Origin of the sequence: Dickeya undicola (assembly GCF_000784735.1) — a bacterium.
GTDB classification, from domain to species: domain Bacteria; phylum Pseudomonadota; class Gammaproteobacteria; order Enterobacterales; family Enterobacteriaceae; genus Dickeya; species Dickeya undicola.
In genome coordinates this window covers 15,821-28,308 of the sequence record NZ_JSYG01000033.1, presented here as the reverse complement: position 1 = coordinate 28,308, position 12,488 = coordinate 15,821, and the positions used below count along the sequence as shown (strand labels likewise).

The 12,488-nt window shown below is 58.0% G+C and carries 14 protein-coding genes; 12 read left to right on the top strand and 2 right to left on the bottom strand.

The features are described 5' to 3' along the window. The first annotated feature begins 7 nt into the window (after positions 1-7). Positions 8-541: a TIGR00645 family protein gene (locus OB87_RS15440; RefSeq protein ID WP_033570306.1), complete on the top strand. Its 534-nt coding sequence runs from the start codon at positions 8-10 to the stop codon at positions 539-541. Positions 542-637: 96 nt separating this feature from the next. On the opposite strand, the gene OB87_RS15435 is transcribed toward OB87_RS15440, so the two are convergent. Further along, the gene (locus tag OB87_RS15435; RefSeq protein ID WP_033570305.1) at positions 638-2,899 is read right to left on the bottom strand and encodes a molybdopterin-dependent oxidoreductase; all 2,262 of its coding nucleotides are present in this window, start codon (positions 2,897-2,899) and stop codon (positions 638-640) included. A gap of 698 nt (positions 2,900-3,597) precedes the next feature. Between OB87_RS15435 and OB87_RS15430 the strand changes: the two genes are divergently transcribed. The 11 genes from OB87_RS15430 to OB87_RS15380 all read left to right on the top strand — a co-directional run bounded on the left by OB87_RS15430 (position 3,598) and on the right by OB87_RS15380 (position 12,097). Beyond that, on the top strand, positions 3,598-3,954 hold the full coding sequence (locus OB87_RS15430) for a glycine dehydrogenase (protein ID WP_033570304.1): 357 nt from the start codon (positions 3,598-3,600) through the stop codon (positions 3,952-3,954). A gap of 40 nt (positions 3,955-3,994) precedes the next feature. Then, positions 3,995-4,351, top strand: coding sequence for an SFCGS family glycine-rich protein (locus OB87_RS15425; protein WP_033570303.1), 357 nt, complete (start codon positions 3,995-3,997; stop codon positions 4,349-4,351). A gap of 2 nt (positions 4,352-4,353) precedes the next feature. Continuing rightward, positions 4,354-4,653, top strand: a complete 300-nt coding sequence (locus OB87_RS15420) for a DUF4312 family protein (RefSeq protein WP_033570302.1) — start codon at positions 4,354-4,356, stop codon at positions 4,651-4,653. A 64-nt stretch (positions 4,654-4,717) separates the two neighbouring features. Beyond that, positions 4,718-5,494, top strand: a complete 777-nt coding sequence (locus OB87_RS15415; protein ID WP_033570301.1) for a DUF4311 domain-containing protein — start codon at positions 4,718-4,720, stop codon at positions 5,492-5,494. A 13-nt stretch (positions 5,495-5,507) separates the two neighbouring features. Continuing rightward, complete coding sequence (locus OB87_RS15410; protein ID WP_033570300.1) at positions 5,508-6,155, top strand: DUF4310 family protein; 648 nt, start codon at positions 5,508-5,510, stop codon at positions 6,153-6,155. Between the two features lie 40 nt (positions 6,156-6,195). Further along, positions 6,196-7,329: an amidohydrolase/deacetylase family metallohydrolase gene (locus OB87_RS15405; RefSeq protein ID WP_033570299.1), complete on the top strand. Its 1,134-nt coding sequence runs from the start codon at positions 6,196-6,198 to the stop codon at positions 7,327-7,329. Beyond that, positions 7,313-8,434, top strand: a complete 1,122-nt coding sequence (locus tag OB87_RS15400) for a DgaE family pyridoxal phosphate-dependent ammonia lyase (RefSeq protein WP_033570298.1) — start codon at positions 7,313-7,315, stop codon at positions 8,432-8,434. The genes OB87_RS15405 and OB87_RS15400 overlap by 17 nt, the downstream gene beginning before the upstream one ends. Next, a complete protein-coding gene (gene dagF / locus OB87_RS15395; RefSeq protein ID WP_033570297.1) occupies positions 8,431-9,171 on the top strand; it encodes a 2-dehydro-3-deoxy-phosphogluconate aldolase in 741 nt (246 codons plus the stop codon). The genes OB87_RS15400 and dagF overlap by 4 nt, the downstream gene beginning before the upstream one ends. Positions 9,172-9,307: 136 nt before the next feature. Continuing rightward, complete coding sequence (locus OB87_RS15390; protein WP_033570296.1) at positions 9,308-11,233, top strand: BglG family transcription antiterminator; 1,926 nt, start codon at positions 9,308-9,310, stop codon at positions 11,231-11,233. 89 nt (positions 11,234-11,322) lie between these two features. Further along, positions 11,323-11,550: a hypothetical protein gene (locus OB87_RS15385; protein WP_033570295.1), complete on the top strand. Its 228-nt coding sequence runs from the start codon at positions 11,323-11,325 to the stop codon at positions 11,548-11,550. Between the two features lie 82 nt (positions 11,551-11,632). Further along, on the top strand, positions 11,633-12,097 hold the full coding sequence (locus OB87_RS15380) for an NUDIX domain-containing protein (RefSeq protein ID WP_033570294.1): 465 nt from the start codon (positions 11,633-11,635) through the stop codon (positions 12,095-12,097). Here OB87_RS15380 and OB87_RS15375 read toward each other — a convergent pair. Next, complete coding sequence (locus OB87_RS15375) at positions 12,094-12,378, bottom strand: sulfite exporter TauE/SafE family protein (protein WP_235425286.1); 285 nt, start codon at positions 12,376-12,378, stop codon at positions 12,094-12,096. The genes OB87_RS15380 and OB87_RS15375 overlap by 4 nt on opposite strands. Between the last annotated feature and the right edge of the window lie 110 nt (positions 12,379-12,488).

The window sequence follows — 12,488 nt, the reverse complement described above, 5'->3', positions numbered from 1 at the left end:
AGGCGTTATGGAACGTTTTCTGGAAAATACGATGTACGCTGCACGGTGGCTGTTGGCTCCGGTTTATCTGGGGTTGTCGCTGGGATTACTGGCGCTGGTCATCAAGTTCTTTGAAGAAATCTGGCATGTCCTGCCGAATATTTTTTCCATTGCGGAATCTGATCTGATCCTGACGTTGTTGTCGCTGGTCGATATGACGCTGGTGGGCGGGCTGCTGGTGATGATGATGTTTTCCGGCTATGAAAACTTTGTGTCGGCGCTGGATATTGGCGAGGACAAGGAGAAGCTGAGCTGGCTGGGCAAAATGGACGCCAGCTCACTGAAAAATAAAGTGGCGGCGTCGATCGTGGCGATTTCGTCCATCCACTTGCTGCGGGTGTTCATGGATGCCAAGAGCGTGCCGGACAACAAGCTGATGTGGTATGTGATTATCCACCTGACTTTCGTGCTGTCCGCCTTTGTCATGGGGTATCTGGACTGGCTGTCCCGCCACGAGCATCATACTCATCACGGTGCTGATAAGGCCCATGATAAGCATTAAATCTCACCATAAGCATTGATAACCAACGTTGCTGATGTGAACGACGCCCCTGGCCGACTGCCGGGGGCGTTTTTTTCGCCCGTGAGCAAGGAAAAGTCAGAGCGCGAGCACGTCTACCAGGCAGCTCATAGCGTTGGGGCCCTGCGTCAGCGGTGAGGTGCCCATGTCGCGGGTTAACACGTTGGCATTGCCGGATTGTTCCACCGGGTGCCATTGTGCCTGCCCAAAGCCCGGATCAAACCAGGCACCGGTCGCCATGATCACCACGCCCGGCGTAATGCCGTCGGTTACCGCCACCCCGGCGTAAATGCGCCCGCGTTCGTTGCGTACTTCTACCCGGTCGCCGTGACGGATGCCACGCGCGGTGGCGTCTTGCGAATGCATGTACAGCGTTTCGTGACCGGCGGTTTTGTTGGCGGCCACCTGCGGCGTGCAATCAAGCTGACTGTGCAGCCGATCCGCTGGCTGGATGGAGATAAAATGCAGCGGCCAACGCTGCGTTTGTGCGGCACCCAACCATTCTACCGGCGGTTGCCATTGCGGATGGGGAGCAAAATCCGGGTAGCGATAATCGGCGATAGTGCTGCTGAATAGCTCGATCCTGCCGCTGGGCGTGTTCAGCGGATAACGCGCCGGGTCGCGGCGGAATTCTTCGAAGAACACGAACGGCTGGTCGTCCATCGGAATGTCGACATAGCCTTGCTGCCAGAAACGGTCAAAATCGGGCCAGGGCTCGCCCGCCGCTCCCTGACGCTCCCGGCAGGCGAGGTACATCGACTCCAGCCACTGCCGCTCGGTACGGCCACCGTGGGTGAATGCATCGCCATAACCCAGTCGCTGGGCCAGTTCGCTGAAGATATCGTAGTCGTGACGAGCCTGATGTTGCGGCGCGATCGCCTGATGCATGGCGAACACAAACCGGTCACGCGAGGAGCCGCCCACATCGTTTCTTTCCAGCGATGTGGTGGCAGGCAGCACGATATCCGCCATCTGCGCCGCTGCGGTCCAGACGATATCCTGCACGATGACGGTATCCGGCCGTTGCCAGCCTTCCACCAGCCGGTTGAGCTGTTGATGATGGTGGAACGGGTTGCCGCCAGCCCAGTGAATCAGGTGGATATCGGGATAGGTACGATTCTCGCCACAGAAGGTGTAGGGTTCGCCGGGGTGCAGCAGCATGTCGGCGATGCGCGCCACCGGTATCGACTGACCAGGATTGGGGACCGACGGCGAAGCGGGAGCAGGGGACGTCATGCGCTCATTGCCGACGCTGTTCATCGAACCGTGGCCGAAGGAGAATCCTCCGCCCGGCAGCCCCACCTGGCCGAGCATCGACGCAAGGGCGATCATCATCCAGTAGGGTTGCTCGCCACGATGCGCGCGTTGTACCGAATAGGAACAGGTAATAAAGCTGCGCACGCCGATCAACTGCTGAGCCAGCTTTTCGATGCGGGCGGCCGGGATGCCAGTGATGGCGCTGGCCCAATCCGGGGTCTTGGCGATGCCGTCGGTGTGGCCGTTGAGGTAGTCGCGTAACTGCGGGTAACCGACGCAGTGGCGATCGAGAAACTCGCGGTCCTCCGCGCCCAGCCGCTGGATCTGGTAGCCCAGCGCCAGCATCAGCGCTACATCGGTATTGGGGCGGATCGGGATCCACTCGGCGTTGACGAACGCCGGACAGTCGTCGCGCATCGGGCTGATATTGATCACCGGAATGCCGCGTTCCACCAGTTTTTCCAGCGCCGGTTTCAGCGTGTGGTGCCCGGCACCGCCGGAAGCTATCTGCGCGTTTTTCAGCGCCAGCCCACCGAAGGCGAGGAACAGTTCGCAGTGATCCGCCACGCTGCGCCACTCGGTGACTTTGCCGGTCAGCGGGTGGAAGGTGCCGATTACATACGGCAGGAAGAACTGCGCTGCACCCCAGCTGTAATTGCCGCTCTGGTCTACCGCGCCGCCACCGGAGAAATAAAAACGCCGCACTTGTGAACGGGCATGATGAAAACGCCCGGCGGACGACCAACCGTAGGAACCGGCGAACAGACCGTCGGCACCATAGCGGTCACGCACGCGGCGGTTTTCTTCCGCCACCAGGTCCAGCGCCAGATCCCAGTCCACCTCGACGAATGGTTCCTTGCCACGTAGTGTACGATCGCTGTTTTCGCGTTTTTCCAGCCAGGATCGACGTACCGACGGTTTGCGGATGCGCTTGTCGGAATACACCAGCGGCACGATGGAGTCGAGCATCGGCGACGGATCGGCATCGCCCGCAAACGGTTCGCAACGGATAAGTCGGCCGTCTTCCACAACGGCGGTGAATGCCCCCCAATGGGCAAGATGCGGGTAGCGCTTGATGGTCATAACGTCCTCAAGTTTTTCGGGTCGGCAGGTCGACCGGCGGTGTTTCTCGTTATTGATTAGGATGATAACGATATGCACAGGCTGTCGCCAGCAGGGGGTTATGCCATTCCTGTCTGACTTATACCCATCTACTGGGCTGTGTGTTGTCCTGCAACTCGAATTATTTTGGGTATAGAACCTATCCCCATAGGCTCTTATTTCGCGTCATGCGCGTTGCCGAGTGATAAATAAACGGCTAGCTAACCCCTATTGCCCATTTTTCAGGTTCGATAAAATATTACGCCTCCAGCTATCCATCATTATTTCGACGATATAACCGACGCGGCTTATCTTTGGTTTTGTGATGATATTCGCAGAATGAATACATGCTTTTTTTAGCTATAAGGTCTGGTGTTTCTGCCTTTTAATTCGCTGTTTTAATTGTTTTTTCTTATGGTTAATTATTTTTCCTATAAGCGTTTCCAATTTCATGTCTTAGGGCGGTAATAAAGTGGGATAACGTAAGGTACTGTTATTCATTCGCTATTTTTTAGGTTCGCCCTCCGCCTTTTCTGATTATTTCCGCTTCGTCTGGGGTGAAAAAACATTTCCACTTTGAAGCGGAAAAAGTGTGTCTACACATTGTGTCGGGGTGGCATTACTTTCTGAACAACACGAATGACTGTCATTTATCCGTAACAGGAAACAGGAGCAACCAGGTGAGTAACGGAGCAGTACCGGTCAATACGGCAGTAAACCCCGATGCGATTCAACAACTGACCGATCGTGTGATGACGCAAATCGGCGGCCTGTTCGCGACCAGGGCAATCGTGCCCAACGGCGTGCAGCAGCAGATGCTGTTGTCACATGTGCGAGCGATGGCTCGGCGCTCGCTGACGGGCGAGCCGTTGCCAGAAGTGGAGGAGGTGCTGTTCGAGGAAATTTCGGACAGCTCAAAGCAACTGGCGCAGCAGGTGGTGGATCTGTTCGGCAACTTGCCAGTGGAAGAAAGCTGGTTGCTTTCGGTCCATTTTGAAGTCGCAAAGGAAAATAAACCGTCGGAAAGCGGCGTCTGAATCACCGTATTTTCGGCATGAACAAAACGAGGGGCGAAGCATGGTAACGGTAGTCATTGGCGATCGGCTGGGAAAAGGGCAGAAAGTGGCGGCGGGCGTGGAGCTCGCTGGTGGACGTGCCGTTGTCGTGCCGGGCGTAGCGGCAGACATGAAGCTCGGGGATGTGATGAAAGCGGAAAGCGCAGACTTCGGTATCTCCTTTTGCGGCAGTGGTGGCGCAGGTGCCATCACCGCGCAGAACAAGTACGGCTACAAGGCCAAACACGGGATGCGTTCGATTGAAGAGGGCGTTACCGCCATCAATGAAGGGGCGCTGGTGTTGGGCTTCGGCTTTATGGACAAAGAAGAGTTGGGGGAAAAGCTGGTGCAGGCCTGGAACCGGAAATACGGCGGCTAACCATGAAAGAGCAATTCACGACCACCGTACACGTCAGCGGCAGCGGCGACAGCAAGGCTAAAGCGTTTTCCGACGCGCTTAGCCGGGTACAAAGCACGGTATTGCGTGCCACTGATAAGGTGCTGCTGCGAATTGAGCCCCAGGACGTGAACGTGCTTCGTGCCCAGGAGCAGGTAAAAAACGAAAAATTCCTGTTCTTTTTTCTGGCGCGGCAACGCCGGTACTACCGGGTTGAGTTGGAAATTACCGTCAGCGTGACCGCTATCGATATCCAGAGTGTGACGTTCACGACGACGGAATAGCGCGCGTTTCCGCATTGCGGAGCGGGCATAACCATGTGGGGCGATAAAACGAAAGGAAAAACAGATGTTTTTAATAATTTTGTTGAAGTCGTTAATCATCGGGGGATTGGTTGGCGTCGGGGTGGGGGCAGGTGCCGCCCGCATGTTTCATGCACCGGTCACACAAGGCATGGGGGCGTTTCGCACGCTGGGAGAGCTTAACTCCTGCGAGGGCGATCCGGCCTCCCATTTCTCGTTCGGACTGGGGTTTTTCTTTAACGCCTGGGCATCGTCAGTCGCGGCGGGCTCCTTCACGCAGGATGTGGATCACCGCATTCTGCCGAACTGGGGCGCAGCAGCGCTGATGATGAAAAACCGCAATGTTGCTGAGACGCTGCACGACCCGAAAAAAATGGCTATCGCCTGCGGCATCGTCGGCATGGTGGTGGTGGCGTTTCTGAACTCCACCGCCTCAGCTGTGCCTGCGGCGTTGCAGGTAACGGCGGTGAAGGTATTGGTGCCCGCTGCCAACTTGCTGGTGAATACGGTGATGCCGGTGATTTTCTGGCTGGCCGCTATCGACGCGGGTAAAAAATCCGGGTTCTGGGCCACCATTTTCGGCGGCCTGGCCCAGTTGATTATGGGCAACGCTGTGCCGGGGCTGGTGCTGGGCATTCTGATCGGCAAGGGCGTGGAAGAGGGCGGCTGGAACAAGGTCACCAAGGTGATGATGGTGTCCATCGTGCTGTTGTTCGTACTGAGCGGTTTCTTCCGCGGCTTTGATATGAAACTGCTGCAATCGTTCCAGTTAGGTATTCCTGACTGGATGACGCTGATCCACAACGCCCTCAGCGGCAAGTAACGGGAGCGAAACAATGGACGAGACAAAAAAAGGTTTCTGGTACGCCGACTGGTCATTCCCGATCTTTGTCGGGTTGCTGTCGGCTGGCGTGTTCGCCGGAACGCACATGTACTACCTGTACGGCATCGGCGCGTTTAACGAAGTCGCGTTTGTATCCATGCTGCGTTCCGGCATTTCTACCGGCGTGTACGGCGCGGTGGCGGCGTTCGGTGCCAGCTTCCTGTTTGCCCGCATTATTGAAGGGTCGCTGGTCGGTATTCTGGATATCGGCGGCGCAATCCAAACTGGTGTCGGGCTGGGGGTGCCAGCGCTGCTGCTTGGTGCTGGCATCGTATTCCCGGTGGCGAACTTTGCGGCATCGCTGCTGACCGGCCTGGTCTTAGGGCTGGCGATAGGCTACGTCATCATTCTGGCGCGCAAGTTTACCGTTAATCAGGGCGATTCCACCTACGGTGCCGATGTGATGATGGGCGCGGGTAATGCATCCGGCCGTTTTCTGGGGCCGTTGATCATCCTGTCGGCCATGTCGGCGTCGATCCCCATCGGGTTGGGATCGTTGGTCGGCGCATTGCTGTTTTACCTCTGGAATAAGCCGATTACCGGCGGTGCGATTTTGGGCGCAATGATTTTGGGGGCCATCTTCCCGGTCGCCATCAGTTGAATCTGTTCCGGCGGGTTTCGCCCGCCGGTCAGGAGGCTCTATGTTCGATCTGATTATTCGCCACGCCCGTTTGCCTGATGAGCAGCGGATGGATGTGGCGATCCTTGGCGGCCGGATTGCCGCCGTTGGCGAGGTCACCGGCACGGCACGGCAGGTGCTGACCTTAGCGGAGGACGTGTACCTCAGCGCGGGTTGGATAGATTCGCACGTGCACTGTTACCCGGCGTCACCCATCTATCACGATGAACCGGATCGTGTCGGCATCGACACCGGCGTGACCACCGTCATTGATGCAGGCAGCACCGGTGCCAACGATGTGGACGATTTTCACGCGTTGGCGTCGCAGGCGTCGACCCGGGTGCTGGCGCTGTTGAATGTGTCCCGAATCGGGCTGATTACCCAGGCGGAGTTGGCTAATCTCGACGACATTGATGGCGATGCCGTTTGCGATGCTGTCCGGCGATTGCCTGATTTTATCGTCGGTCTTAAAGCGCGCATGAGTAGCAGCGTGGTGGGGCGCAACGGCATTGAACCGCTGCGCCTTGCCAAGAGCATTCAGCAGCGCTGCGGCGGGCTGCCGCTGATGGTCCACGTCGGCAATACTCCGCCGGATCTGGATGAGATCGCCGGGTTGCTGAGCGCTGGCGATATTCTGACCCACTGCTACAACGGCAAACCGAACCGGATGTTGACGCCTGCGGGGGAACTGCGCGCGGCGATGCAAGCCGCGCTGGCGCGCGGTGTACGGTTGGATGTCGGGCACGGCTCCGCCAGCCTCAGCTTTGAGGTGGCGCGCCAGGCCATCGCCCAGGGCATCCTGCCGGACACCATCAGTTCGGATATTTATTGCCGTAATCGTCTGGACGGGCCGGTGCGCAGCCTGGCGCATGTTATGTCCAAGTTTCTTGCGCTGGGCATGACCTTGCCGCAGGTGATCGAACGAGTGACCTGCAACGCAGCGGACGGCCTGCGTTTGCCAACCCGAGGCCGACTGTCGTCAGGGCTGGATGCCGACCTGACGTTGTTCAGGCTACGTGAAGGCGACGTGTCGTTGGCCGATTCGGACAACGTTCTATTGCAGGGGCACCGCACTCTGATACCGCTGGCCGCCATGGTGGCGGGCCAGTGGTTCATGACCAATGAAGGAAAAAAGCATCATGTCTTCAATGTATGAAAAATATGGCCTGAAGCCGGTGATCAACGCTTCCGGCCGTATGACTATTCTTGGCGTCTCTACGCCGTCGGACGACGTAGCGGATACCGTGCGTTACGGCCTTGGTCACTATTTTGAGATGAAGGATCTGGTCGATAAAACCGGTGCCTATATCGCTCGTCTGCTGGCGGTGGAAAACGCGGTAGTGGTGTCTTGCGCATCGGCAGGGATTGCTCAGTCGGTAGCGGCGGTGATTGTCAAAGATAACGAGTGGCTGCTGGAAAACCTGCACGCGGAGCCGTTGACTGTGCCGCACGATATCGTGATACCGAAAGGCCACAACGTGAATTTCGGTGCGCCGGTGGGCACCATGGTGCAACTGGGCGGCGGTCGGCTGGTGGAGGCGGGCTACGCCAATGAGTGCTCCGCCGCGCAGCTGTCCGCCGCGGTAACGCCGCAGACCGCCGCGATTCTGTATATCAAATCCCACCACTGCGTGCAGAAAAGCCACCTCAGCGTGGCACAGGCCGCAGCGGTAGCGCGTGAACATCAGGTACCACTGATTGTCGATGCCGCCGCCGAAGAGGATTTGCATTGTTATTACCGCGACGGCGCGGATCTGGTGATCTACAGCGGTGCGAAAGCGTTGGAAGGGCCCACCAGCGGGCTGGTGATTGGCCGTCAACAATACGTCGAGTGGGTAAAACGCCAGTCCGCCGGTATCGGCCGCGCCATGAAGGTCGGCAAGGAAGGGATTCTGGGGCTGACGCAGGCGATTGAAAACTATCTGAGCCAACGCCGCCCGAGCGGTGCTGAGATGGTGACGAAGATGACGCCCTTCATCGACGGGCTCAATCAACTGCCCGGCGTACAGGCGAGTGTGGTGTGGGATGCGGCGGGTCGTGATATCGCCCGTACCGAAATTCGGCTGGATGAAGCGGTTATTGGCCAGTCGACAGCGGCATTGGTGCAGGCGCTGAAGGCGGGTGATGTCGCCATTTATTTCCGCGGCTATAAAGCCAACGAAGGCAAAGTAGAGGTGGACGTGCGCAGCGTCACGTCGGCGCAACTGGACGTTATTGTTGACCGTCTGCGAGCGGTTATCGCTGGAGGAGCACACGCATGACGTTGACGCCGACGTTTTATCAGGACCGTATTTGCCTGAACGTATTAGCCGGTTCAAAAGCCAATGCCCATGAGATCTGGCAGGCGGCGGAAGGCTATGTGCTGGTGGGGGTACTGTCGAAAAATTACGCCAGTGTGCCGGACGCGGTGGCGGATATGCGCGAGTACGCGGCGCTTATCGATAATGCGCTGTCGGTGGGGCTGGGCGCGGGCGACCCGAACCAGTCAGCGATGGTTAGCGAGATTTCCGCCGCGCTGCAACCGCAGCACGTTAACCAGGTGTTTACCGGCGTAGCGACCAGCCGGGCGCTGCTGGGCCAGCATCAGACCGTGGTCAACGGGCTGGTAACGCCCACCGGCGAGGTTGGCAAGGTGAAGATTTCCACCGGGCCGCGCAGCTCGTGCCAGGCGGACGGCATCGTGCCAGTGGCGACAGCCATCGCCATGCTACAGGATATGGGCGGCAGCTCGGTCAAATATTTCCCGATGGGCGGGCTGGCGGCGATCGACGAGTTCAGAGCCGTGGCGGAAGCCTGCGCCCGGCAGGATTTCTGGCTGGAGCCGACGGGCGGTATCGATCTGCATAACTATGAAGCGATTGTCCGGGTGGCGTTGGAAGCCGGTGTCAGCAAAATCATCCCGCACGTCTATAGTTCGATTATCGACAAAGCCAGCGGCGATACCCGCCCTGATGATGTGCGGCAACTGCTGGCGATGACCCGACGTTTGCTGGCGTAAGCCGGTGGCGGGCAGTCGAGTACGCAGCAAGTACCGGGAGCACCACCGTGCGATTCCCCGTGCGGCCTGCACAATGGCGTGAATGATGTGATGAATGACGGGAGCGGCTGTCGCTCCCGAACGATGGGTAACCACAGTGCGATTCTCCAACCCAAGACTGGCTCACTTGTTTGAACTGCTGAAAAACGAACCGCTGCCTCAGGATGAGCTGGCGCGGCGCTGTGCGGTATCGACACGCACGGTGCGTACCGATATCAACCAGATCAATGCACTGTTGGCGGAACATGGCGCGCATCTGGTGCTCAGTCGCGGTGTCGGGTATCAATTGCAGATTCAGGATGCGCAGCGCTATACCCGCTGGGAAGCCACCCAGACCGTGGCAACGCCCGCCCGTGTGCCGCGGACTTCAACGGAGCGCGTGCAATCGCTGTTGGTGCACTTTCTCACCTCGGCGTTTGCGTTCAAGCTGGAGGAGGTGGCTGAGCGCTGGTTTGTCAGCCGCCCTACCTTGCAGGGCGATATGGCGGAAGTGCGGGAGGTGTTAGGGCGTTATCACCTGTCGATCGAAACCAAGCCGCGCTACGGCATGAAGCTGCTGGGCAGTGAGGTGTCAATCCGCACTTGTCTGACCGATTTGGTGTACCGGATGGAGCAGGACGGTGGGCGGGAGGCGTCGATGCTGCCGCCGGACGCGTTGGATCGCGATACCCTGAGCCGTTTGCAGGTGATTCTGCACGATGTGTTTTCGCGCAGCGGCATTCGGATGACCGACGAGGCTGAGTGTTATCTCGGGTTGTACTGCGCGGTGGCGATCCGTCGTATCAGCGAGGGGTATCCGTTATCCGATTTTTCCGCCGAGGATGTCGACGACGACGTGCGGGAAGCGGCGCATCAGTTGATTAGCGTAATGCGTGCCATGACCGGTAAGGCGATTTCCGCATCGGAGGAAGCCTATCTGCGGGTGAATTTGGCGGCGCGCCGGATTCAGGAGCTGTCCGGCAATGCCAGCGCCATCAGCCCTGACGACGGCGAATCGCTGGTGGACTATATCCTGAGTTACATCAACACCCACTACAACTTCAACCTACAGAACGATCCGCAACTGCGGGCGGACCTGCTGACGCACATCAAAACCATGATCACCCGTGTGCGTTACCAGATAACCATCCCCAATCCGCTGCTGACCAATATCAAGCAGCACTACCCGATGGCCTACGACGTCACGCTGGCGGCGGTGTCGAGCTGGAGTAAGTACACCCCTTATGTGATCAGCGAAAATGAAGTGGGTTTTCTGGTGCTGCATATCGGCGTCGGGCTGGAGCGGCACTATGACGTGGGCTACCAGCGCCATCCGCAGGTGCTGCTGGTGTGCGACACCGGTAATTCCACCATCCGTATGATTCAGGCCATGCTGTGGCGGCGCTATCCGCAGATGGTGGTCAACCGTATCATCTCCCTGCGTGACTACCGTGCGTTGCCGGAAGTGGAAGAGGATTTTGTCATTTCCACCATCCGGCTGACAGAGAAGGGCAAACCGGTGCTGTTGATGTCGCCGTTTCCTACCGACTACCAACTGGAGCAGCTAGGAAAACTGGTGCTGGTGGATCGCACCCGCCCTTACATGCTGGAGAAGTTTTTTGACCGGCAGCACTTTTGCATCATCGACCAGCCGATGGATCAAGCGACGTTGTTCCGCACATTGTGCGACCAGTTAGAGCGAGAAGGGCGGGTGGACGGCGATTTTCATACCTCGGTGGTGGAGCGTGAAGCTATCGTCAGCACCATGCTGGGCGAGGGGATTGCGTTGCCGCATTCGCTGGGGTTGATGGCGCGGGAAACCGTGGTGTTTACCGTGCTGGCACCGCAGGGCATTCCCTGGGGGGATGAAACCGCCTACGTTATCTTTTTGCTGGCGATCAGTAAGCGTGAATACGAAGAAGCGATGGCGATCTACGACCTGTTCGTCACCTTCATGCGCGAGCGGGCGATGGCACGATTGCGGGAATGCCCGGATTTCGACAGTTTCAAAGCGGTGGCGATGGATTGCCTGAGCCGTTTGTAGCCGTGTCGTAACGGCAGTAGCGTGGGGGTATCTTTTCGGCCTGGAGATAACATGACCTCCCGACTTCCTCCTTTGCCTGCCCTGAAAGCGTGTCTGGCCGCCTGATTGACGGGTTAGGCGTCGGGCCGGGGCCGGGGCTGCTGCCGCTGCTGGCTCGTGATGTGGCGCTCGGCCGACTGACAGCTCCCTTGCCGGATCTGCGCATCGCTGAGCGCACCTACTATTTGCTGACCCCCGCCGGGCTGGTGAAAACCCGGCTGCATTACCGTTTTGAATGCTGGTTGCTGGAAGAGGGGGCGAAGTCGGATAGCGCCTGACGGTGCTGACATCCGGCTCATATAACTGTCATGCATCCGCGTTACCGTGGGGCGAAATGACCGAATGAAGGAGGGGGTAGCCATGAACTATGTGCAGGAAATGCGTCAGTTGATCGGGCATCGTCCGCTGTTGCTGGCCGGATCTAACGTGATTGTGCTGAATGCACACCGACAGGTGCTGCTACAGCATCGGCTGGAGGGCGTCTGGGGGCTGCCCGGCGGTCTGCTGGAATTGGGCGAGTCACTGGAGGAGGCCGCGATTCGGGAAGTGCGTGAAGAAACCGGGCTGCAACTGGACGCGCTTGATTTTCTGAAGGTGTTCTCCGGTCCCGATCATTTTTTTACTTTGCCGAATCAGGATCAGATCTATGTGATTACCGCCCTGTATGTTTCCCATCACTGGCAGGGCGATATTGTGGTGGATAAAACCGAATCGCGGGATGTGCGTTTCTTTGATCTTCAGGCATTGCCCCTATTGGGTGAGGAATACCGCGAATACCTTGATTATTTTCTGTCATTGCCGTTATTGGCATCCTCACCACGTTAGTGCGCTGGCAGCGTTTCCCACAGCAGGCTGGCACCGATTATCGACGCCGGGATACCGGGCAGACAGTAGTAGCCCAACGCCCGCAGGTTAATTGCGTTACGCCATAGAATCACTTTGGAGATATTGCTCATGGTGGCGGCAATCGCCATGATCGGCACTGCGGCTTGTGGGCCAATCGCCCACGCCAGCGCGGGCAGCAGGATGATGGAACCGCCGGTGCCGACGATGCCGCTGACGCTACCGGCAAACAAGCCGAGCAGAAGAATCAGGATGTAGCTCACAGGTGACCTCGCTGTGTGAATTGTTTTGTCTGAAGCGAGCATAGCTGTGTGAAAGGTGAATATCTCTGACGAAAAAATCACACATATGTGAGTTTAATTCACGTATCTGC

Excerpts from the sequence above, each read along its gene's own strand:
- OB87_RS15440 (WP_033570306.1), top strand. The coding sequence starts at position 8 with ATGGAACGTTTTCTGGAAAATACGATGTACGCTGCACGGTGGCTGTTG.
- OB87_RS15435 (WP_033570305.1), bottom strand. The coding sequence starts at position 2,899 with ATGACCATCAAGCGCTACCCGCATCTTGCCCATTGGGGGGCATTCACC.
- OB87_RS15425 (WP_033570303.1), top strand. The coding sequence starts at position 3,995 with ATGGTAACGGTAGTCATTGGCGATCGGCTGGGAAAAGGGCAGAAAGTG.
- OB87_RS15420 (WP_033570302.1), top strand. The coding sequence starts at position 4,354 with ATGAAAGAGCAATTCACGACCACCGTACACGTCAGCGGCAGCGGCGAC.
- OB87_RS15415 (WP_033570301.1), top strand. The coding sequence starts at position 4,718 with ATGTTTTTAATAATTTTGTTGAAGTCGTTAATCATCGGGGGATTGGTT.
- OB87_RS15410 (WP_033570300.1), top strand. The coding sequence starts at position 5,508 with ATGGACGAGACAAAAAAAGGTTTCTGGTACGCCGACTGGTCATTCCCG.
- OB87_RS15405 (WP_033570299.1), top strand. The coding sequence starts at position 6,196 with ATGTTCGATCTGATTATTCGCCACGCCCGTTTGCCTGATGAGCAGCGG.
- OB87_RS15400 (WP_033570298.1), top strand. The coding sequence starts at position 7,313 with ATGTCTTCAATGTATGAAAAATATGGCCTGAAGCCGGTGATCAACGCT.
- dagF (WP_033570297.1), top strand. The coding sequence starts at position 8,431 with ATGACGTTGACGCCGACGTTTTATCAGGACCGTATTTGCCTGAACGTA.
- OB87_RS15380 (WP_033570294.1), top strand. The coding sequence starts at position 11,633 with ATGAACTATGTGCAGGAAATGCGTCAGTTGATCGGGCATCGTCCGCTG.